The organism is Bradyrhizobium sp. USDA 3311, from assembly GCF_054062495.1.
This window is the reverse complement of sequence record NZ_JBSSFI010000001.1, coordinates 6,701,548-6,723,046: the sequence shown is the minus strand read 5'-3', so window position 1 is coordinate 6,723,046 and position 21,499 is coordinate 6,701,548. Positions and strand designations below refer to the sequence as shown.

At 64.5% G+C, this 21,499-nt stretch carries 19 protein-coding genes and 2 pseudogenes; 14 read left to right on the top strand and 7 right to left on the bottom strand.

What is annotated here, in order from left to right; all coding sequences use genetic code 11:
* Nucleotides 1-14: 14 nt before the first annotated feature.
* Together ACVWW6_RS32500 and ACVWW6_RS32495 are read right to left on the bottom strand one after the other, a co-directional pair.
* Entirely contained in the window at nucleotides 15-1,181 is a 1,167-nt protein-coding gene (locus ACVWW6_RS32500) for a TAXI family TRAP transporter solute-binding subunit (protein ID WP_456682084.1), read from the bottom strand.
* A 314-nt stretch (nucleotides 1,182-1,495) separates the two neighbouring features.
* Nucleotides 1,496-1,719, bottom strand: a pseudogene (locus tag ACVWW6_RS32495) (acetyl-CoA carboxylase biotin carboxyl carrier protein subunit).
* A 94-nt stretch (nucleotides 1,720-1,813) separates the two neighbouring features.
* Here ACVWW6_RS32495 and ACVWW6_RS32490 point away from each other — a divergent pair.
* The 3 genes from ACVWW6_RS32490 to ACVWW6_RS32480 all read left to right on the top strand — a co-directional run bounded on the left by ACVWW6_RS32490 (nucleotide 1,814) and on the right by ACVWW6_RS32480 (nucleotide 6,097).
* Nucleotides 1,814-2,788, top strand: a complete 975-nt coding sequence (locus ACVWW6_RS32490; RefSeq protein ID WP_456682083.1) for an IclR family transcriptional regulator — start codon at nucleotides 1,814-1,816, stop codon at nucleotides 2,786-2,788.
* Nucleotides 2,718-4,277, top strand: coding sequence for an acyl-CoA carboxylase subunit beta (locus ACVWW6_RS32485; protein WP_456682082.1), 1,560 nt, complete (start codon nucleotides 2,718-2,720; stop codon nucleotides 4,275-4,277). Before ACVWW6_RS32490 ends, ACVWW6_RS32485 begins: the two co-directional genes overlap by 71 nt.
* A gap of 410 nt (nucleotides 4,278-4,687) precedes the next feature.
* Nucleotides 4,688-6,097 (top strand): TadE/TadG family type IV pilus assembly protein, encoded by a 1,410-nt coding sequence (locus ACVWW6_RS32480; RefSeq protein WP_304552790.1) that lies wholly within the window; start codon nucleotides 4,688-4,690, stop codon nucleotides 6,095-6,097.
* 26 nt (nucleotides 6,098-6,123) lie between these two features.
* Here ACVWW6_RS32480 and ACVWW6_RS32475 read toward each other — a convergent pair whose 3' ends face one another.
* Nucleotides 6,124-6,300 (bottom strand): hypothetical protein, encoded by a 177-nt coding sequence (locus tag ACVWW6_RS32475; RefSeq protein WP_456682081.1) that lies wholly within the window; start codon nucleotides 6,298-6,300, stop codon nucleotides 6,124-6,126.
* Here ACVWW6_RS32475 and ACVWW6_RS32470 point away from each other — a divergent pair.
* The 6 genes and pseudogenes from ACVWW6_RS32470 to ACVWW6_RS32445 all read left to right on the top strand — a co-directional run bounded on the left by ACVWW6_RS32470 (nucleotide 6,232) and on the right by ACVWW6_RS32445 (nucleotide 11,470).
* Entirely contained in the window at nucleotides 6,232-6,666 is a 435-nt protein-coding gene (locus tag ACVWW6_RS32470) for a pilus assembly protein (RefSeq protein WP_456683203.1), read from the top strand. The two genes, ACVWW6_RS32475 and ACVWW6_RS32470, sit on opposite strands and share 69 nt — an antisense overlap.
* A gap of 3 nt (nucleotides 6,667-6,669) precedes the next feature.
* Nucleotides 6,670-7,329: a TadE/TadG family type IV pilus assembly protein gene (locus tag ACVWW6_RS32465; protein WP_304552792.1), complete on the top strand. Its 660-nt coding sequence runs from the start codon at nucleotides 6,670-6,672 to the stop codon at nucleotides 7,327-7,329.
* A gap of 306 nt (nucleotides 7,330-7,635) precedes the next feature.
* Nucleotides 7,636-8,181 (top strand): hypothetical protein, encoded by a 546-nt coding sequence (locus tag ACVWW6_RS32460; protein WP_271556603.1) that lies wholly within the window; start codon nucleotides 7,636-7,638, stop codon nucleotides 8,179-8,181.
* Between the two features lie 253 nt (nucleotides 8,182-8,434).
* A pseudogene (locus ACVWW6_RS32455) lies at nucleotides 8,435-8,925 on the top strand (acetoacetate decarboxylase); the annotation flags it as partial.
* Nucleotides 8,926-9,038: 113 nt separating this feature from the next.
* Nucleotides 9,039-10,055, top strand: coding sequence for a transporter (locus tag ACVWW6_RS32450; protein ID WP_456682080.1), 1,017 nt, complete (start codon nucleotides 9,039-9,041; stop codon nucleotides 10,053-10,055).
* A gap of 47 nt (nucleotides 10,056-10,102) precedes the next feature.
* On the top strand, nucleotides 10,103-11,470 hold the full coding sequence (locus tag ACVWW6_RS32445) for a carbohydrate porin (protein WP_456682079.1): 1,368 nt from the start codon (nucleotides 10,103-10,105) through the stop codon (nucleotides 11,468-11,470).
* Nucleotides 11,471-11,476: 6 nt separating this feature from the next.
* Here ACVWW6_RS32445 and ACVWW6_RS32440 read toward each other — a convergent pair whose 3' ends face one another.
* From ACVWW6_RS32440 to ACVWW6_RS32430, 3 genes are all read right to left on the bottom strand, one after another.
* The gene (locus tag ACVWW6_RS32440) at nucleotides 11,477-12,772 is read right to left on the bottom strand and encodes an MFS transporter (RefSeq protein ID WP_456682078.1); all 1,296 of its coding nucleotides are present in this window, start codon (nucleotides 12,770-12,772) and stop codon (nucleotides 11,477-11,479) included.
* A gap of 112 nt (nucleotides 12,773-12,884) precedes the next feature.
* Entirely contained in the window at nucleotides 12,885-14,081 is a 1,197-nt protein-coding gene (locus tag ACVWW6_RS32435; protein WP_456682077.1) for an acetyl-CoA C-acyltransferase, read from the bottom strand.
* Between the two features lie 306 nt (nucleotides 14,082-14,387).
* Nucleotides 14,388-15,158: an enoyl-CoA hydratase gene (locus tag ACVWW6_RS32430; protein ID WP_456682076.1), complete on the bottom strand. Its 771-nt coding sequence runs from the start codon at nucleotides 15,156-15,158 to the stop codon at nucleotides 14,388-14,390.
* 154 nt (nucleotides 15,159-15,312) lie between these two features.
* Between ACVWW6_RS32430 and ACVWW6_RS32425 the strand changes: the two genes are divergently transcribed.
* Together ACVWW6_RS32425 and ACVWW6_RS32420 are read left to right on the top strand one after the other, a co-directional pair.
* Entirely contained in the window at nucleotides 15,313-15,846 is a 534-nt protein-coding gene (locus tag ACVWW6_RS32425) for a PaaI family thioesterase (RefSeq protein WP_456682075.1), read from the top strand.
* 64 nt (nucleotides 15,847-15,910) lie between these two features.
* Nucleotides 15,911-16,531, top strand: coding sequence for a TetR/AcrR family transcriptional regulator (locus ACVWW6_RS32420; protein WP_028170985.1), 621 nt, complete (start codon nucleotides 15,911-15,913; stop codon nucleotides 16,529-16,531).
* 114 nt (nucleotides 16,532-16,645) lie between these two features.
* Here ACVWW6_RS32420 and ACVWW6_RS32415 read toward each other — a convergent pair whose 3' ends face one another.
* Nucleotides 16,646-17,554, bottom strand: a complete 909-nt coding sequence (locus tag ACVWW6_RS32415) for a LysR family transcriptional regulator (protein ID WP_271556616.1) — start codon at nucleotides 17,552-17,554, stop codon at nucleotides 16,646-16,648.
* Nucleotides 17,555-17,655: 101 nt separating this feature from the next.
* Here ACVWW6_RS32415 and ACVWW6_RS32410 point away from each other — a divergent pair, with 101 nt between their 5' ends.
* The 3 genes from ACVWW6_RS32410 to ACVWW6_RS32400 all read left to right on the top strand — a co-directional run bounded on the left by ACVWW6_RS32410 (nucleotide 17,656) and on the right by ACVWW6_RS32400 (nucleotide 21,479).
* Nucleotides 17,656-19,152, top strand: a complete 1,497-nt coding sequence (locus ACVWW6_RS32410) for a CoA-acylating methylmalonate-semialdehyde dehydrogenase (protein WP_271613025.1) — start codon at nucleotides 17,656-17,658, stop codon at nucleotides 19,150-19,152.
* Nucleotides 19,153-19,269: 117 nt separating this feature from the next.
* Nucleotides 19,270-20,415 carry an isobutyryl-CoA dehydrogenase gene (locus ACVWW6_RS32405; protein ID WP_011086732.1) on the top strand — a complete coding sequence of 382 codons (1,146 nt, stop codon included), beginning with the start codon at nucleotides 19,270-19,272 and terminating at the stop codon, nucleotides 20,413-20,415.
* Nucleotides 20,412-21,479 (top strand): enoyl-CoA hydratase/isomerase family protein, encoded by a 1,068-nt coding sequence (locus ACVWW6_RS32400; protein WP_456682074.1) that lies wholly within the window; start codon nucleotides 20,412-20,414, stop codon nucleotides 21,477-21,479. Before ACVWW6_RS32405 ends, ACVWW6_RS32400 begins: the two co-directional genes overlap by 4 nt.
* The last annotated feature ends 20 nt before the right edge of the window (nucleotides 21,480-21,499 follow it).

The window sequence follows — 21,499 nt, the reverse complement described above, 5'->3', positions numbered from 1 at the left end:
TTAACCGCTGTGGATTAGTCCTCGAACCCGTTCGGCATGTCGGCTTTCGCAAGCGCAGTGGCGCGCGCCTTCATCCAGCCGTCGAGGAACGCCTTGTCGTCGGACGGCGGACTGGACTTGCCGTAGTCCGCCCAGGCGGCTGCGAGCACCTCTTGCCGCTTGATCAGCTTGTTGTTGTGCGCGTCCTGCGCATCGCTCCATTGCCCGGCTTCCTTCAGTGCCTTCACCGCGCCGGGATGCACCGGCACCACCCAGTTCTTGGTCTGGCGGTCGGCGGCGAGACCGCCGGCGCCGGGCGCGGAGTCCTTGTAGGCGTCGTAGTTCACGATCATCGCCTTGGTGATCGCGTAGACCTGGTCGGGTGCTTGCGAGGCGTAGGTCACGAAGATCGGGTAGGGATAGTTGCCGAGCTCGATCGGCTTGTCCGGCGAGATGCCGGCGCCGCAGGTCGCGACTTGCGGGAAGAAGAACGAGCCGACCTTCTGCATCCGCGCCCAGCCCTCCTTGTCTTTGGCCGGCAGCGGCGGCCAGATCAGGCCGCGCGGCGAGGTCTCGGCTTCCTTGGCGGGGCCGGTGATGGTGGTGCCGAAGGCCGCGTCGGTGTCGTTGTTGATCAGGCCCTTCCACATCGCGCCGTAGCTTGCGAACTCGACGACCTTGACGTCTTTCTGCGTCAACCCGGCGAAGGCGAGCACAGCGAGCGAGTTCTGGTTCAGCGCGGGCGAGCCCACGACGAATCCGACGCGCCTGCCTTTCAGGTCTTTCAGATCTTTCACGCCGGTATCGGCTGCGACGCCAAGCGAACCGCAATTGCAATCGACGCTCGAGAGCAGGATCTGAAGCGACTGCGGCCCCCATTCTTTGCTACCGAACTCGAACACGCCTTCTTGCGCGAAATAGGTGCCCGATCCCATCGCCGCCGCCGCGGCACGCTTGGCGCGCAGCGGCGCCAGCCGCGCGACGTCGTTGCCTGCGGGGAGCACGCGCACGTCGGTGCTGTACTTGTCCTTCATCATCTTGCCGACGCCGACCGCGATGTTGAAGCCGGCAGTGCCGGTGTCATAGGCGGTGAACGTCAATGTCGGCGGCAGCTTGATGTCTTCGGCCGACGCATAGCGTGTAGACGCAAAAGAAATGCCCGCAACCAAGGCAGGCGCGAGCACGAGCAGCCCACGAAGCATGTTTTCCTCCCAACATCCTCGCTTGGTTCGCGAAGACCTTCTTGCTTGAAAAGATCATGTCATCCGTATCAGGCGATGGCAACGTCGTACCGCGGAGGTGAAGCGGAGGTCTGACAGATTGTCGCGGGCCACTGACGGCGATAGCGCATCGCTCGGCCATGGTTCGAGACGCGCCGTGAGCGGCGCTCCTCACCATGAGGATGTGTGATTTGCTGCGAAAACCAGCCTCATCCCGATGAGCCTCCCAAAAGCAGGCGTCTCGAAGGCTGGCCACAAAAAGATTGCGCAACCACGTCAGGCGATGCGCATGCGCTTCAGCTCGCGACGATCGCGATGGCCTGTCCCTCGGCGACGATGTCGTCGAGTTTGACGAGAAGCGATGTGATCGTGCCAGAAGCAGGCGAGGGTACCGGGATCTCCATCTTCATCGCCTCGACCACCACAACGTCGTCACCATCCGCAACGGTTCCTCCAACTTGCACGGGAGAGTTGCGCAGATGCGTCCAGCGACCTCCGTGACGATCTTAATTTCTGGCATGCCATCGCCTTTTTGTTGTCGTCGCAAAATGCCTGAGGTAGCGTCGTCTGCAAGTGGAATTTAATTCCGCACAGCGGAACAGATGGTAGGGAACATGGGACGACGTTCGGAGCGGTTGAGTAGGCAAGGTGCGCTCGCTGGCGAAGCCGGTGAGGGTGATGTCATCCAGGTGGTGTCGCGCGCGTTCGATGTGTTGCGATGCTTCGAGGGCCACGAGGCGCGGCTCGGCAATCTCGAGATTTCAAATCGCTGCGGACTGCCGCGCTCGACCGTGTCGCGGCTCACGCACACGCTGACGCGCATGGGCCAGCTCGTCTATCTGCCGCGCGACCAGAAATATCGCATCGGCCCGAGCGCGGTGGCGATGAGCGCATCGATGATGAAGGGCGCGCAGCTGCGCAGCATGATCCGGCAACGCTTGCAAGAGGTCGCTGAGCAACTGCCGGGGACGGTCGGCTTCGTGGTCCCCGATCGCTTCCATCTCGTCTATCTCCAGTTCGCGCGATCCGCGACTGCGCTCGGCCTGCATGAAGGCACCGGCAGCCGCATCTCGATGGCCTCGACCGCGGCAGGCGCAGCCTACACCGCGGCGCTGGCGCCCGAGGTCGGCGATGCCTTCATTGCGGACATGGAGCGCGAAGCTCCCGAGGCGGCCAAGATCCTGAAGCCTCGCATCGAAGCCAACCGGCAATCGCTGCGCGAGCGCGGCTATGTCACGGCCTGCGGCCTCTGGAGCCCGCACATCAACGGCCTCGCGGTGCCGATCTGGTCGCCGCAGTACCAGACCTTCGTCGTCATCACGATCGGCCTTCTGTCTGCGATGTACGACGAGCTGCGTCTGCATGCGGAAGTCGCGCCGCTGATGCTCGCGCTGGGCCGATCGCTGGGCAGCCTGCTCGAGGGTGCGGAAGGCGACGTCTTCAACAACCGTATCCCGCGCAAACCGGTCGCAATGGCCGTGCACAACAATAACAAGCCGATCAATTCGGAGGGAGTGAATGACCTGGAAGCCGGAACTCGACGAGCTCGCCCGGCGCGAAGCCTTCGCGCGGGAGATGGGCGGCGTTGACAAGGTCAAGCGACAGCATGACCAGGGCCGGCTGACTGTTCGGGAGCGTATCGACAAGCTGATCGACAAAGGCAGCTTTCACGAGATCGGTGCCGTCTCCGGCATCGGTGAGTACGATTCCAGCGGCGAGTTGCAGAAGTTGACGCCGGCGAACTGCGTGTTCGGCCGCGCGCGCGTGGACGGCCGCACGGTGGTCGTAGTCGGCGACGATTTCACCGTGCGCGGCGGCTCGGCGGATGCATCGATCTCCGCGAAACCGCTGATGGCGGAGGAGATGGCGCACGACTTCCGTCTGCCCATCGTCCGCATCATCGAAGGCTCCGGCGGCGGCGGCTCGGTCAAGACCATCGAGACCAAGGGCGCGGCGAACCTGCCGGGTGGCATCGGCGGCACGCGCTGGTATCGCTTCACGACGGAAAACCTGTCGCAGGTGCCGGTGGTCGCGCTCGGCCTCGGTTCGGTTGCAGGGCTCGGTGCCGCGCGCCTCGCCGCCAGCCACTATTCCATCATGACCCGGAAGTCCGCGATGTTCGTCGCGGGGCCGCCTGTGGTGAAGGCGCTGGGACAGGACCTCTCGAAGGAGGAACTCGGCGGCTCCGACATCCAGACCCGCGCCGGCGCGATTGACCATGCCGTCGACACCGAGGAAGAGGCGTTCGCCTGCGCGCGGCGCTTCCTGTCCTATCTGCCGTCGTCGGTCTACGAGCTGCCGCCGACCTTGCCCTGCACCGACAATCCGGAGCGCACCGAGGAAGCGCTGATGAACGCGGTGCCGCGCAACCGCAAGCAGGTCTACAAGATGCGGCCGATCATCGAGTCCGTTGTCGACAAGGGCTCGTTCTTCGAGGTCGCGAAGAATTTCGGCAAACCAATCATCGTCGGCCTCGCGCGGCTCGAGGGCAGGGCGGTGCTGCTGCTTGCCAGCGACAGTTTTCACTATGGCGGCTCCTGGACGGCGGATGCGTGCCAGAAGGTGGTGCGCTGGGTAGATTTCGCCGAAACCTTCCATCTGCCGATCGTCTATCTCATGGACTGCCCCGGCTTCATGATCGGGCTCGATGCCGAGAAGGCGGCGACCATCCGCCACGGCGTCCGCGTCATGGCCGCGGTCAACCAGACCACCGTGCCCTGGTGCACCGTGATCCTGCGTAACGCGTTCGGCGTCGCCGGCGTGGTGCATCAGCCGGCCGACCGCTTCTCGATCCGCTACGCTTGGCCGTCGGCCTATTGGGGCTCGCTTCCGCTCGAGGGCGGCATCGAAGCGGCCTACCGCGCCGACATCGATGCGGCCGAGGACAAGGCGGCGAAGCTGAGGGAGATCGAGGAGCGGCTGAACAAGCTGCGCTCGCCGTTCCGTTCGGCCGAGAAGTTCTGGGTCGAGGAGATCATCGATCCCAGGAAGACGAGATCGTTGCTCTGCGAGTTCGCAAGGCTGGCCGAGCCGCTGCGAAAAGCCGGACCGCCGGAGAACATGACGATCAGGCCTTAGCAGCAGAGTTCGTCGCAGAGGCGACGGCGTCCGAAAGTCCCGAATCGGTCCGAAAGGCCCCTTTGCCAAGAGCGGGACGGGCTTTCCGCCGTTTGCGAGCTGCCTGGAGACGGCGCGCGGCCGTGCCTGATAGCGCCGGTCGTGAGGCCGCAACAGGCGCGGCGAGCACCCGTTGCCGGTTACCCGCCGGTCTCTGCGATCGCGTTTAACCGACGTTAATGATGCCTTCTCAATATGATACATCCAACCTGTTGCAGCCCATGTTGTGGATTGCTCGTAAGCCTTGATTAAGGGAGCCCTCCGCATATTCCGCCCGTGACGGCGAGCGCCGGGATCGAAACCCGGCAGTCGTTTCCGTCGATTTCAGGGGAAGGGCCGCTGCCGTAGCGACGGCAGCCAGGATGAAACTCATGCTCCGCAGCGCAATGCTTCGTTTCGCGAGAGACCGGAAGGCCAACGTTGCCATCATCTTCGCGCTGATGATGGTCCCCACGATCTTTCTTCTGGGCATGGCGCTCGACTATACGCTGGCCCTGCGCAAGCGGGAGCAATTGAACGCAGCTGCCGACGCGGCCGCGATCGCGGCCGTGAGGCCGGCGATGCTGACGCAGAGCGACACCACCGTCGTCAAGGCGACCGCGGAAGCCGTCTTCGCAGCGAAGGCGAATCTTCCCGGATTGTCCGCGGTCCCGACACCGACGGTCACGATCGTCGATTCCGGTCTCGCGCGAACCATCACGGTGTCCTACACCGCGCAGTCCACGAACAATTTCCCCGGCGTTCTCGGCAAGCAGACCTGGCAGGTCGCCGGTTCCGCGACGGCGAGGGCGTCGAGCGCGCCCAACATGAATTTCTATCTGCTGACGGATGACTCGCCGTCCATGGGGATCGGCGCGACCGCGGGCGACATCAGCAATCTCATCAACAAGACCGCCCCCGCGTACCAGACAGCAGCGGCCTCGCAGAATTGCGGCTTCGCCTGTCATCAAACCAATATCGCGCACGACGGCGGGACCAAGGACAACCTTGCGATCGCACGCGCCAACAATATCACGTTGCGGATCGATCTCGTGACGAATGCCGTCAACCAGTTGCTCAATACATGGTCGAACTGCCCGCAGTCGGGCGTTTCGGGCGGCGTCATGCAGTGCATGTCGGCGTTGAACAACACCACCTACAAAGCGGCGCTCTATACGTTCGACCTGAGTTTGAACGAACTGGCCAAGCTGACCACCCCGACCCTCGCCGGAGCCCAGGTTAACAACATCTCGCTGATGCCGGTCGCCTACCAGAACTGCGTCGTTCCGACGACCAACTGCAAGACCGACAACGGCACGGATATCGCCGGCGCGCTCAAAAGCATCAACGACATCATGCCCACTCCCGGGCTTGGCACCAACGCGTCGGGAGATACGCCGCAGGAAGTGGTGTTCCTTATCACCGACGGCGTCGAAGACAAGATCTCCGCGACCTGCCCCAACGCGACCTTCGCCTCCAACAGTCGATGCCAGCAGCCGCTCGACACGACAATGTGCACGACCATCAAGAACCGGGGCATCAAGATCGCCGTCCTCTACACCGAGTATCTGCAACTTATCGCCAATCCTCTCACCGGTATCCAGAAAACGGACGGCTGGTACATGAGCTGGATCGACAAGTACGACCAGCCGAGTTCCCTAACCGGCCAGATCGCACAAAATCTGCAATCCTGCGCGTCGCCGGGGTTCTACAAGAGTGTTCAAAATGGCCAGAACATTTCCGACGCCCTGAGGGACCTCTTCATCAAGGTCGCGTCAAGCACTGCCAGCCTCGTGCAGTAGGGAAAGCGCCATGACTGGTCCAAAGGCTACAACGAGAAAGAGGCGCGGCGGGTCGCTGCGCAGCTTTCGCGCGGGACAGCAGGGGCGCCACGGCCGTCGAATTCGCGCTCGTCGCCGCGCCGTTCCTCGCCCTCATTATCGCGCTCATTCAGACGTTCATCGTTTTCTTTGCGCAGGAATTGCTCGAATCCGTGGTGCGTCAATCGGCGCGCCTGGTCATGACGGGACAGGTTCAGTCCGCGCAGATGACGCAGGCCGCATTCAAGCAGAAGGTCTGCGACCAGGTCGTGATCTTGTTCAACTGCAACGGCATGATGGTGGACATGCAGGTCGCCACGTCGTGGAATTCCACGAACACCGCCATGCCCTCCCTGACCTTCGACAGCAAGGGCGCGGTCACCAACACCTGGCAGTTCAATCCCGGCAACTCCGGCGATATCGTCGTTCTCCGGGTGATGTATGTCTGGCCTGTTATGCTCGGGCCACTCGGTTTCAATCTGTCGAATCTTTCCAACGGCAACCGGCTGATCATGGCGTCCGCCGCGTTCCAGAACGAGCCAGGGAGCTGACTGATGATCGCCGGCCTGTCGTTTCGCGCACGCGACCTGTGGACCGACGCTCGCGGCGTTGCGGCGACGGAGTTCGCCATCGTGAGCCCGTTCATGCTGCTGCTCTATATCGGCGGCGTGGAGCTCGGGAACGGGTTGGCCATGAACGTCAAGGTCACAGCGACCGCGCACAGTGTCGCGGACATGGTTTCGCAGAACACCCAGGTCTCGCCCTCCCAGATGTCCGGCATCCTTGCGGCCTCGACCGCCATCATGGCGCCTTATCCCGTCAAGAGCGGCAGCACCTCCCTGATGACGATCACGGTCTCGGGAGTCTCGACCGACAGCAAAGGCAATGCGACGGTGCAATGGAGCACGTCGACCTCGGGAGCGGGGAGAACCGTGGGGCAGCAGATGACCTTGTCCCAGTTCACCGCGACCGATCCGAACAATCCCAACAACGCCAACATCTCGCTCATCCTGAGCGAGGTGTCCTATGACTACACGCCCAACCTCGGCTATACGATCGCCGGCACCGTCAAGCTGACCGACAGCTATTACCTGTTCCCGCGCTGCTCGACGAACAGCCCGGCCAACTCGAGCTTCCCATATTACGACGTGAAGTATACCCCGACGTCGACGACGTGCACATGCGTGCAGCATCTGCAGCAGAAGTCCTGCTAGCGCCGCGACGCGGCGCCGGTTAACCGGGATGCTGGCGGGCGATGCTGGCGTGATGCCGCTGTCCGACGTGTCAAACGGTCCGATAGGTGCACGTGGCATCTGGCGCGAGGCCACCGCTTGGTGCTGGCAAGGCAAGAGTTCGTACTCTGCGGGTTAATCATATCGGTCGCAACGTGTGGCTTATGGGGATTGAAGAGGGCCGCCCGCAAATGCAGCCATTTTCGGCCGCTCTTTAGGCCCATTTCAGCCAAACTGTTATCAGTTGCTCGTCGACCGGGGCAGGACCTTTCAATTTGGAGTCCTGCGATGTTCAAGCTAGTTCTTTCTGCGTGTCTCTTTGTTGCCGTCAGCTCTATTGCTTCGGAAGCACGACCCTACCGCATTGATCACGCGCCCGAGTGCAATGTCATCATGCCCTGCGACTTCTCGTCTTCGCAAACGCGCCGCGAGCGCGTTTCCAGTTACTCGTCACAGACGCCCCATTCAAGACAACTCACAATGGTCGCCGCTGGCAATGCCGTTCCGGCGGCGAATGTCACTGGCGATCGGATCGTCGGCGGCCGACCGGCCGGTTGCCCTTCATCCTTCTGCGGTTGCGGCGCAGCCCTGCGCGTGTTTGGTCGCATGGTGCCGGAATTGAATCTCGCGGCTAACTGGCTACGTTTTCCGCGTACATCGCCAGCGCCGGGAATGGTGGCGGCACGACGCGGCCACGTGTTCGTCCTGGAGCAGCACCTCGGGGGAGACCTCTGGATGGCGTATGACGCCAACTCCGGCGGACACGCAACAAGAATGCACGCGCGTTCCTTGCGGGGGTATACGGTCGTCAACCCGCGCGTCGCGACGCTTTGAGCAAGGCTTCCTGCAACAATGTCGGGCAGGGCATCGGCGACTTGTGTATCCCGCCACGATCACATCATGCCGGTGTCTTGCCCGACGAGTCAAATCGCCTTGCGGACGCGTAAGTCATTGATCCGCCGTGCCTCGGCTACTGTGCATGGGGTTGTTTTCGCGGTTTTTGTTTGCGCCCCCGCTCCAGTGCCCCTTACGCGCTCTCCGTCTCCCGGTGCACGTCGTGCACCACCAGCCCCATGCCTTGCTCGGGCATCTTGATCCAGTCGCGCCGATCGCCGCGGGCCGCGAGATCTGGGGCTTCCGCAAGAAATACGCCCATCCCAAGCTCGAGATCGTCAAGGACACGCTGACGGGCACGCTGGAATATGCCGGCCAGCTCGTCGCCATGGGCACGATGGGCTACAAGCACGAGAGCATGGCCGGCAACGGCGATCTCACCCGCGCGACGCTGTCGATGACGCAGGTGAATCTGAAGATGATCCCGGGCGTCGACGGCCTGCTCGAAGTCTGCCAGCTCGTCGCGATCAACCTCACCGATATCGTGCCGAAGGGCTCCTGGATGGGGCCGGACGTCTTCACCTTGTGCCGCACGTCAATGCGCCGGTTGCCGATTTCCCGGTTCGTCGCGTCGTCTGCGCGCATCACTACATCGCCGATCTGACGCTGCCGTTCGGCCGCGTCGTGCACGACTATATCAGGGAAGCCGAGGCGGCGGCCGCGACGGGGCTGGCCGCGGAGTAGGGCGGCTCCATCATCAAACTGTAACAAAGGCGTAATTGAGTACCCGCGTGGATCCGGAAGATGCCGTCAGCCATCTTCCGGAGACGGGGCATTTGTTGACGGTTGGGGCTACCATGGCTGAGCCGGCAAAGCTTGTCAGCGCGATATCGGGGGCTGAGCCTGTCATTCCGGGCCTCGTCTGGGCGTTCCGCCTGCACAGCGACGGCAGCGCCGAGGCGCTGCCGATCGACCGGCCGATCGAGTTCAGCCATGACGGCCGGCTCTGGCTGCATTTCAACCTGACCGATGCGCGGGCGCGGCCGTGGATTGCGGCATCGACGCTGCCGCCGCTTGCGCGCGAGCTGCTGCTGTCCAACGACACGTTCCAGCAGCTCCATGTCATCGACCACTGCGTCTACGGCGTGTTCTCCGATCTCGTGCGCGACATCGACAGCGCCACGGAGGAGACCGCGTTCCTGCGCTTCGCCATGACCGAGCACCTGCTGGTCAGCGGCCGCCATCAGGCGCTGTGCTCGGCGGATGCGACGCGCCGGGTGCTCGAAGGCGGCTACCGCGTCGACAACGTCGCCCATCTCCTGGAAAAGATCGTGGACGAGGTCGCCGACACGCTTGATCGGATGGCCGACAAGCTCGGGCAGGAGATCGACGGCATCGAGGAACGCATCCTCGCCGACGATGCCAAGCCGGAGATGCGCCGCAATCTCGGCCGGCTGCGCCGCACCTGCGTCAGGCTGCATCGTCAGCTCACCGGCCTGCGCGTGCTGTTTCACCGGCTCGACCAGAAGAACACGGACCATCTCTCGCCGGGCTTGCGGATCCACGCCGGCAAGCTGGCGCAGCGGCTCGATGGCCTCGACCACGACATCGTCGAGCTGCGCGAGCGCAGCCGGCTGCTCGAGGAGGAGCTGCGCTTCAAGAACGAGGAGGAGAGCAACCACCACCTCCACACGCTCTCCATCGTGACGTCGCTGCTGCTGCCGCCGACGCTGATCACCGGCATCTTCGGCATGAACACCAAGGGCCTGCCGCTCACCGACGTCGAGACCGGATTCCTCTGGGCGGCGGCGCTGATGGCCTCGTCGGTCGGCGCGGCCTATTTGTTCATGCGGCGCACGGGCATTTTCAAGTAGCGTACCCAGCCGTGAACGCGACTGCCGATAGCTCTCTGCTGCGAAGCATGGCTGCAATTGCGCTGGCGTGCACCTTGGCGAGTACGAGCGCGCGCGCCGGCGCCAAGGACGAAAGCGCGGCGGAATGGCTGGCGCCAAAATGGTTCAACGAATGGCATGACGGGCTCGCCAACAAGGGCCTGAATTTCGGCGCCACCTATATCGCCGACAACATCGGCAATGTGTCCGGCGGTGTTGCGCGCGGCGCGATCCATTTCGGCCGCCTCGATCTCTCGGTCGATGCCGATCTGGACAAGCTCGTCGGCTGGAGCGGCGGCCGCTTCTACGCCAACGCCTTCGTGATCTACGGCCGCGGGCTCTCGCGCAGCTACGTGCAGAACCTCGCCACCATCAGCGAGATCGAGGCGCTGCCGGACCAGCGGCTCTACAACGCCTATTTCGAGCAGAGCTTCTTTGGCGACAGGCTGAACATCAGGGCCGGCCAGCAGGCCGCGGATGTGGAGTTCTTCGACAGCCAGACCGACGACCTCTTCATCAACGGCACCTTCGGCTGGCCGGCGATCAAGGCCTCCAACCTTCCGGCCGGCGGCCCGGCCCCGCCGATCGCGGTGCCCGGCATTCGCGTCAAGGCCGCGTTGACGGACCAGATCACCGCCTATGCTGCGGTGTTCAACGGCGATCCGTCCGGGCCGGGCGATGCCGATCCACAGATTCGCGACCATCACGGCCTCGCGTTCCGCGTCAACGATCCGCCCTGGGTGATCGGGCAGGTCCGCTTCAACTACGACATCGATATCGGGGGCCGCCCGCTCGCCGGCAATTTTACGCCGGGCGCCTGGAAGCACTATGGCTCGTTCGACAGCCAGCGGTTTACCGCGGAGGGACTGTCGATCGCCGATCCCTCCGGAAGCGGCGTTCCGGCGAAGCTCCGCGGCAACTACGGCATCTTCGCGGTGATCGAGCAGGTGCTCTACCGCCCGCCGGAGGTGAAGGACAACACCACCTCCGCTTCGATCCCGGGCATCACCGCGTTCGGCCGCATCGCCTACAGCCCGCCGGATCGCAATCTGATCGACCTCTATCTCGACGGCGGCATCGGCTTCGTCGGCTTCACGCCAGGCCGTCCGCTCGACCGCTTCGGCGTGGCGATGGCCTATATGCGGATTTCGAACACGGCCCGCACGCTCGATCTCGATACGCAGGCCTTCACCGGCGTGCAGAGCCCGGTGCGCAGCAACGAGACCCTGATCGAGATGATCTACGAGGCGCATATCAAGCCGGGCTGGCTGGTGGCGCCGTATTTCCAGTACGTGTTCCGCCCCTCGGGCGGCATCCCCAATCCGAACGATCCGAGCGGGACTTCGCGGATCGGTGACGCCGCAGTCTTCGGCGTCACCACCACGATCCGGTACTAGGGCGGCTTACGCCATTGCGGGTTGCGCCTTTGGCTTCGGCTGCCGCGACAGTGCCAGCACGATCAACGAGGCGAACACGCAGAGCGCGCCGGCGATGAAGAAGGCGGGCAGATAGCTCTGGAGCAGCGTCCGCGACAGGCCCGCTCCGAAGGCCGCGGTGCCGGCGCCGAGCTGATGCCCGGCGAAGATCCAGCCGAACACCAGATTGGCGCGCTCTGGGCCGAACTTCTGCGCGGTGAGGCGCACCGTCGGCGGCACGGTGGCGATCCAGTCGAGGCCGTAGAACATCGCGAAGATCGACAGGCCGTAGAACGAGAAATCGCTGAAGGGCAGGAAGATCAGCGAGAGACCGCGCAGGCCGTAGTACCAGAACAAGAGCCAACGATTGTCGTAACGGTCCGACAGCCAGCCCGAGAAGATGGTGCCGAAAAAGTCGAAAATACCCATCGCAGCCAGCAGGCTTGCGGCCTGCACCTGCGGGATGCCGAAATCGAGGCACATCGGGATCAGGTGGACCTGGACGAGGCCGTTGGTCGAGGCGCCGCAGACGAAGAAGGTCGCAAACAGGATCCAGAACGCGCTCGACTTCGAGGCATCGCGCAGCGTGCCGAGCGCCACCGCCGTGATCGAGCCATTGTTGACGGGCGGGGCGGGCAGGGGCTCGGTGCCCTCGTCGCCGAACGGGCGCAGGCCCAGATCGCTGGGACGGTCGCGCATCGCGAGCAGGACCGCGAGTGCGGAAACGCCGAGCATGATGCAGACGAAGCCGAGTGCCAGTCGCCAGCCGAAGCGTTCGGTGAGGCTTGCGAGCAGCGGCAGGAACACGAGCTGACCGGTGGCGACGCTCGCGGTCATGACGCCGACGACGAGGCCGCGTCGCGCCGCGAACCAGCGCGTGGCGATGGTGGCTCCCAGCACCAGCGCGGTCATGCCGGTGCCGATACCGATCACGACGCCCCACAGGGCTATGAGCTGCCAGACCTCGGTCATGCCAAGCGATGCGACCAGCGCCGAGACCACGATCAGCTGCGCCGTGAGCGTGACGTTGCGCAGGCCGTAGCGGTTGAGCAGGGCGGCGGCGAATGGCGCCATCAGCCCGAACAGGATGAAGCGGATCGACAGCGCGGAAGAGATCTCCGCCGTGCTCCAGCCGAACTCCTTTTGCAGGGGAACGATGAACACGCCGGGCGCACCGACCGTGCCGGCGCTGATCAGCGCGGCCAGGAAGGTCACGCCGACCATCACCCAGCCGTAGTGGATATTGCGGCGGCTGAGCCTTGCCGCGAGCCAGTTCGAGATCATTGGGCCTCAATCATGGTTGGCGGTCCCTCCCGGGACTCGCGTCATCGTTATAATCTGGCATATTCGTCGGAAGTCTAAAATGTCAGACTTCCCTCAATTTCGGACATCACGGCTAGTGCGGCAGCCGCTCCACCGCGATGGCCGTGGCTTCGCCGCCACCGATGCAGAGCGCGGCGACGCCGCGCTTGAGGTTCTGCGCCTCGAGCGAATGCAGCAGCGTCACGATCAGCCGCGCGCCGGTGGCGCCGATCGGATGGCCGAGCGCGCAGGCGCCGCCGTTGATGTTCAGCTTGTCGCGGGGAATGCCGAGATCGCGCTGCGCCGCCATCGCCACCACGGCGAAAGCCTCGTTGATCTCGAACAGGTCGACGTCACCGGCGCTCCAGCCGATCTTGTCGAGCAGCTTGCGGATCGCAGGGATCGGCGCCGTGGTGAACCATTGCGGCTCCTGGCTGTGGGTGGCGTGGCCCTTGATCACGGCAAGCGCCGGAAGGCCGTTGCGATCGGCCAGCGACCGCTTCGTCAGCACCAGCGCGGCGGCACCGTCGGCATTGGCGGAGGAGGCGGCGGGCGTGATCGTGCCATTGGCGCGGAACGCCGGCTTCAGTCCGGGAATCTTGGCCGGATCGACCTTCAGCGGGTGCTCGTCATTGGCGATGACGCGCGGGCCAGCCTTCTCGGTCAGTGTGATCGGCGCGATCTCGGCCTTGAACGCGCCGCCCTCGACCGCCCTGCGGGCGCGGCTGAGCGTCTCCATCGCATAGGCGTCCTGGTCCTTGCGGGTGAACTGGTAGGCCTCTGCCGTGGCCTCGCCGAAATCGCCCATGGAGCGGCCGGTCTCGTAGGCGTCCTCCAGCCCGTCCATCATCATGTGGTCGATGATGCGGTCATGGCCGACGCGATAGCCTCCGCGTGCCTTGGCGAGAAGATAGGGCGCGTTGCTCATGCTCTCCATGCCGCCGGAGACGACGATCTCGGCCGAGCCGGCGCGGATGATGTCGTGCGCCAGCATGGTCGCCTTCATGCCGGAGCCGCAGACCTTGTTGACCGTGGTGGCGCCGGTTGCATCGGGCAGGCCGGCCGCGCGGGCAGCCTGGCGTGCCGGGGCCTGGCCTTGTCCTGCGGGCAGCACGCAGCCCATGAAGACCTCATCGACCTTCTCAGGCGCGAGCTTGGCGCGCTCCAGCGCAGCGCCGATCACATGCGATCCAAGCTTATGCGCGGCCAGCGGCGACAATTCGCCCATGAAGCGGCCGAGCGGGGTACGGGCGGCGGAGACGATGACGACGGGATCGGCGGCTTCGGCCATGACGGGACTCCCTGCGATGACGGTTGAGTAAGATTATGCTCATCATATGATGCGGCGCAAAAAATGCAACCGCGGCTGGGATGAGAAAATCTTGTGGTTCGCATGAGATTTCCTCCTGCGATCGGAGGAGGGGCTGTGACTCTAGGAACGAAAGCGCTCCCCCAATGACGATGTCTGCCCCGCGAAGGCGAGGGCATCCAGAACGCCGCGGCTTCTCGGCTCAATCACCGCAGCCTCTGGAATACTGAATCGCCCGCCGCGCGGGCGATGACAGCGTCATGCGGAACGAAGCACCCCGTCCAGCGCTTACCGCTTCCTGTTCACGAACGCCTGCATCAGGCGCGTCGGCTCGTCGGTCAGGAACGACTCGCCGAACACCTTGACGCTGAGGTTCACCGACTCCGTCAGCGGCAGTTCCTCCCATTGCCGCAGCAGCGCCTTTTGCGATCGCAACGCCTCGGGGCCGCATTCGAGCAGCGCCTTCACTGTGTGCTCGACGGCTGCATTCAGCCCGCCCTCGGGCGCCACCTTGTCGACCAGTCCCCAGGCGAGCGCCGTGGCTGCGTCGATGTTCTCTGCCGTCATCACCAGCCAGCGCGCGCGGGCCCAGCCGATCAGGCGCGGCAACAGCGCGGCGTGGATCACCGAGGGAATGCCGACGCGGACCTCCGGCATGCCGAAATGCGCATCATGCGCGGCGATGCGGAAGTCGCACGCGGCCGCCACTTCGAGGCCGCCGCCAAGGCACCAGCCGGGCATACGCGCGATGATGGGGGCCGGGAACTGACGCACGGCCTCGCAGAGATCGCGCAGCCGGCTGATGAAGGCTTCGGCCGATGTCTGGTCGAGCTTGGCCATCTCCTTGATGTCGGCGCCGCCGATCATGCTCTTCTCGCTCTGGCCGCGCAGCACCACGACGCGGATGCTGCGATCGGAGGCGAGCTGTTGCAGGCCTTCGCGCACGGCGTCGGTGACGGGCGAGCCGAGGATGTTGAGCGAGCCGGCGTTGCAGATCGCGACGTGAACGACGCCGCGCGCATCGCGCGTCACGCCGCAGTGGTTGTTGAGCATTTCCATCGTGGGATCTCGACGTTTGTTGGACGTGCGCGGGCGCACCGGTCGGGATCACTTCCGGGCCGAAACGCGCTGCTTGTCAAGCGGGCCGGGGAGACGGAGTTGCCAGCGCGAAGTTCGTGGCATAGTATGATGTATGTCATACAAAGAGGCTGCCATGACCGACATCGATCAACTCGACCTGTTTTCGCCCACGCAGCGGCGCGAGCGTGTGGTGGACTGGCAGGTCCCTGCGCCGGTCGCGAAAGCGGCGATGGGCCTGTCGGGCATGGACGCCATGCTGGGCATTCGCGACGGCCGGCTGCCGCCGCCGCCCTTCGCAAAGCTGATCGGCTTCACCATGGCGGTGGTCGAGCCGGGCCGGATCGTGATGCAATTGGAGCCGCGCGAGGATCTCGAAAATACCATCGGCCTCCTGCATGGCGCGACGGCCGCGGCGCTGATCGACACCGCCATGGGATGCGCCATTTCGACCCGGCTGGAGGCCGGGCAGTCGTCCGTGACCCTCGATCTGAAAATGACGTTCCTGCGTCCGCTGTCGGTCCAGTCCGGGCTGATCGCGGCCGAAGGCAAGATCATCAAGCTGGGACGGCAGACCAGCTACACCGAGGGGTTCGTCCGCGACGGCAAGGGGGCGCTCGCGGTCCATGCAACTGCAACCTTTTCCATGATTGGCAATATCTTAACATGAATTAATTCACCGTCCGGTCCATTCTTGTGTTATGAAATGATCTCCGACATTCAATGAGACCCGCATGCGCTATTCCCGGGAACACAAGCAGGAAACCCACGACCGCATCGTGAAGAAGGCCTCCGTGCGGCTGCGCGAAAAGGGTGCGCACGGCATCGGCGTCGCCGACCTCATGAAGGAGGCGGGCCTGACCCATGGCGGCTTCTACGCGCATTTCGATTCCCGCGAGGCGCTGGTGATCGAGGCCTTTGCCTACGCCATGGACCGCTCGATGGAGCACTGGCGCAAGATCAGTGGCGAGGTTTCTCCCGAGAAACGGCTGGCGCTGATCGCGGAGACCTATCTCTCCGCGCTGCATCGCGACAATCCCGGCCATGGCTGCTCGATTCCCGCGCTGGGCGCGGAGATCGCCCGCGAGAGCCCGAAGACGCGAAAAGCCTTCGCCGGCAAGCTCGACGAGATGATCGAGATGATGACCGACTACATCCCGAACCTGCCGCGCAAGGCGGCGCGCAAGCAGGCGATCGCGACGCTGGCGACGATGGCCGGCACCATGCTGCTGGCGCGCATCGCCGGCTCCAGCGAACTGTCGGACGAGGTGCTGAAGGCGGGCAGGGACAGCGCGCTGGATGGTGCGAAGCGTGAGCCGAAGGTGGCGGCGGTGAAGAAGGCGAAGCAGAGTTAGGCCGAGATGCCGTAGGGTGGGCAAAGGCGCTCTTGCGCCGTGCCCACCGTCTCTCCGTGATCGTAGTTGGCATGGTGGGCACGCTTCGCTTTGCCCACCCTACGGGATCGGTGCTTACCGCCCCGCAAACAACGCCCGCTCGCGCTCCACGATCTCACCGATGTAGTCCGCCACGGCCCTGATCCGGGCGAGGTCCTTGCTGTCGGCGTGCATCAGCATCCAGAACGTCCGCGTGATCGAGATCTCCTCCGGCAGCACCGCGACAAGGTGCGGATAGTCGCTCGCCATGAAATGCGGCAGCACCGCGATGCCGAAGCCCGAGAGCGTGGCGTTGAGCTGTGCGATCAGATTGGCGCTGCGGAAGCGTGCGGAAATCCGCGGCGACACCTGCGGCAGATAGTCGAGCTCCGGCGTGAACAGGAGCTCCTCGATGTAGCCGACAAAGCGGTGCTGCGGCAGCACCTCGCGCGAGACGATCGGCGGGAAACGGTCGAGATAGGCGGGGGCGGCATAGAGCCCGAGGCGGTAGTCGAGCAGCTTGCGGCCGACGATGCGGCCCTCCTTCGGCATGGTCAGGCTGATCGCGATGTCGGCCTCGCGCTTGGAGAGACTGAACAGCCGCGCAGTAGCCACAAGTTGCAGATCGAGATCGGGATACCGGTCCGCGAAGGGCGCCAGCCGCGGCGCCAGGAAGGCGGTACCGAAGCCATCGGGCGCACCGATCCGCACCGTTCCGGTCAGTCGCGCCACGGAGCCGCCGACCTGCTCCTGATTGGCGACGATGGTCGATTCCATCGCTTCCGCGCTGTCGGCGACGCGCTGGCCGGCCTCGGTGAGGAGATAGCCGGTCTTGCGCCGGTCAAACAGCTTCGCCGAGAGGTGCTTTTCCAGCCTGTCGACGCGACGGATCACCGTGGCATGGTCGACGCCGAGCTGTTTTGCCGCAGCCGAAACCGAGCCGCCCCGCACGATGGCCAGCACGAAGCGAAAGTCGTCCCAGTCGATAGCGCCTTGATCCAGCATTTTCGCACATCTATGGTGCAATATATCAGACTTGAATCCTATAAAATGCAGGTCGATAGGATTTGTCAAAGCGAACAGGCTGGCCTGAAGGAGATATTTCCATGCGTTCAATCGGACATTTCATCGGCGGCAAGGAGGTCAAAGGTACCTCGGGCCGCACCGCCGACGTTTTCGAGCCGATGACCGGTGACGTCCAGGCCAAGGTGGCGCTGGCGTCCAAGGCCGAGGTCCGCGCTGCCGTGGAGAACGCCCGCGCCGCGCAGCCGGAATGGGCCGCGACCAACCCGCAGCGCCGCGCCCGCGTCATGATGAAATTCGTCGAGCTGGTCCAGCGCGACTACGACAAGCTCGCCGAGCTGCTGGCGCGTGAGCACGGCAAGACCGTGCCGGACGCCAAGGGCGACATCCAGCGCGGCCTCGAGGTCGCCGAGTTCGCCTGCGGCATCCCGCATCTGATGAAGGGTGAGTACACCGAAGGCGCCGGCCCCGGCATCGACATCTATTCGATGCGCCAGGCGCTCGGCGTCGTCGCCGGCATCACGCCGTTCAATTTCCCGGCGATGATCCCGATGTGGAAGTTCGCGCCCGCGATCGCCTGTGGCAATGCCTTCATCCTCAAGCCCTCCGAGCGCGATCCCGGCGTGCCGATGCTGCTTGCCGAACTGATGATGGAAGCGGGCCTGCCAGCCGGCATCCTCAACGTCGTCAACGGCGACAAGGAAGCGGTCGACGCCATCCTCGACGATCCCGACATCAAGGCCGTCGGATTCGTCGGTTCCACGCCGATCGCGCAGTACATCTATGAGCGCGCCGCGCAGACCGGCAAGCGCTGCCAGTGCTTCGGCGGCGCCAAGAACCACGCCATCATCATGCCCGACGCCGACATGGACCAGGCGGTCGATGCGCTGATCGGCGCCGGCTACGGCTCGGCCGGCGAGCGCTGCATGGCCGTCTCCGTCGCGGTGCCCGTCGGCAAGTCCACCGCCGACCGCCTGATGGAAAAGCTGGTTCCGCGCGTCGAGTCCTTGAAGATCGGCACCTCGATCGATCCGTCGGCCGATTACGGTCCGCTGGTGACGCGCGAGGCGGTCGAGAAGGTCAAGGGCTACATCGACATCGGCATCAAGGAAGGCGCGACGCTCGCCGTCGACGGCCGCGGCTTCAAGATGCAGGGCTACGAGAAGGGTTTCTATCTCGGCGGTTCGCTGTTCGACAACGTCACCAAGGACATGCGGATCTACAAGGAAGAGATCTTCGGCCCGGTGCTCTCCGTGGTGCGCGCGCACGACTACAAGGAAGCGCTGGCGCTGCCGTCCGAGCATGACTACGGCAACGGTGTTGCGATCTTCACCCGCGATGGCGACGCCGCGCGCGACTTCGCGGCCAAGGTCAATGTCGGCATGGTCGGCATCAACGTGCCGATCCCGGTGCCGATCGCCTACTACACCTTCGGTGGCTGGAAGAAGTCGGGTTTCGGCGACCTCAACCAGCACGGCCCGGACTCGGTCCGCTTCTACACCAAGACCAAGACGGTGACCTCGCGCTGGCCGTCCGGCGTCAAGGAAGGCGCGGAGTTCTCGATCCCGCTGATGAAGTGATCTCCTCAGCCGTCATTGCGAGGAGCTCTTGCGACGAAGCAATCCAGGATCTTTCCGCGGAGACAGTCTGGATTGCTTCGCTTCGCTCGCAATGACGAGAAAAATGAGCAGCCCAGCATGCAGTTCGCTCTGAACGAGGATCAGATCGCGGTTCGCGACATGGCGTTGGCGTTTGCGGCGGAAAAGATCGCGCCGCACGCGCTGCGCTGGGACGAGGAGAAGCATTTCCCCGTCGACGTGATGCGCGAGGCGGCGACGCTCGGCATGGGCGGTATCTACATCCGCGAGGATGTCGGTGGCTCCGCTATGACCAGGTTCGACGCGGCGCTGATCTTCGAGGCGCTGGCGACGGGCTGTCCGACCACGTCGGCCTTCATCTCCATCCACAACATGGCGTCCTGGATGATCGATGCCTACGGCAGTGACACCCAGCGCCACAAATGGCTGCCGAAGCTCTGCACCATGGAGCTGATCGCGAGCTACTGCCTGACCGAGCCGGGCGCCGGCTCGGATGCGGCGGCGCTGCGCACCCGCGCGGTGCGCGACGGCGACCATTATGTGCTCAACGGCCAGAAGCAGTTCATCTCGGGCGCCGGCGGCACCGACCTTTTGGTCGCGATGGTCAGGACCGGCGGCGACGGCCCCGGCGGCATCTCGACGCTCGTCATTGACGGCAACACACCGGGAGTGTCCTTCGGTGCCAACGAGCGCAAGATGGGCTGGAATGCGCAGCCGACCCGCGCCGTCATGTTCGAGAACGCCCGCGTGCCGGTTGCCAACCGGCTGAGCGAGGAGGGCGTCGGCTTCAAGATCGCGATGGCCGGCCTCGATGGCGGCCGTCTCAACATCACAGCCTGCTCGCTCGGTGGCGCGCAGACCGCGCTCGACAAGGCGCGCAACTACATGAAGGAGCGCAAGGCGTTTGGAAAACGCCTCGACGAATTCCAGGCGCTGCAATTCCGCCTTGCCGACATGGCGATTGAGCTCGAGGCCGCGCGCACGTTCCTGTGGCGGGCCGCAGCGGCGCTCGACCGCAAGGATCCTGACGCCACCATGCTCTGCGCGATGGCCAAGCGCTTCGGCACCGATGTCGGCTTCGAGGTCGCCAACCAGGCGCTCCAGCTTCACGGCGGCTATGGCTACCTCAGCGAATACGGCATCGAGAAGATCGTGCGCGATCTGCGCGTGCACCAGATCCTCGAAGGCACCAATGAAATCATGCGGCTCATCGTGGCGCGCAAACTGATCGAGGGCGCGCGATGACGGCAGCGGAAGAGGGCGATCTGGTCGCCCGCGTCGAGGGATCGGCCGGCGTCATCAGGCTCAACCGTCCCAAGGCCATCAATGCCGTGACGCTCGAGATGTTTCGCGACATCGAGACCGCGCTCGACCGCTTCGAGACCGATCCGGCCGTCGCCGTGGTCGTGCTGGAGGGCGCCGGCGAGCGCGGCCTGTGTGCCGGCGGCGACATCCGCACGCTCTGGGAAAGCTCGAAGGTTCATGGCGACCTCGGCAAGATCCTGTGGCGCGAGGAATATATCCTCAACGCCCGGATCAAGAGGTTTCCAAAGCCCTATGTCGCCTTCATGGACGGCATCGTGATGGGCGGCGGCGTCGGGCTCTCCGCGCATGCGAGCCACCGCGTCGTCACCGATCGCACCAAACTCGCGATGCCCGAGGTCGGGCTCGGCTTCTTCCCGGACGTCGGCGGCACTTATCTGTTGTCGCGCTCGCCGGGCGAGATCGGCACCTATTTCGGCCTGACCGGCCAGACCATGAACGGGCCGGACGCGATCCACGCGAAGTTCGCCGATTGGGTGGTGCCGGCGGCGAAATGGCCGGAGCTGCGGGATGCGCTGACGAAGCTGCGCTCCGGTGCAACCGCGGCCGAGGTCGGCAAGCTCATCAACGGCTTTGCGACCGGCGAGACCGCCGGGCCGGTCGCGGCAAAGGAGCCGATGATCGATGCGCTGTTCGGCTTCGACCGGATGGAGGACATCGTCGCCGCGCTCAAGCGCGACGGTTCCGAATTTGCTCTGGCGACACTGAAGACGCTTGGCGAAAAATCGCCGCGCGGCATGGTGGTGACGCTGAAGCTGCTGCGGCTGGCACGCGCCGCGTCGAGCCTGGAAGAATGTCTGGTGCGCGAATATCGCGCCGCGCTGGAGGTCTTCCGCAGCGACGATTTCCGCGAGGGCGTACGCGCCGCCGTGATCGACAAGGACCGCAATCCGATCTGGTCGCCGCCGCGGATCGAGGACGTGACGCCGGAATTGCTTGCGCCGTATCTCGCCGAGATTGGCGCCGACGAACTCAAGTTCAACTAACAACAGTCTCAAGCGGAGGA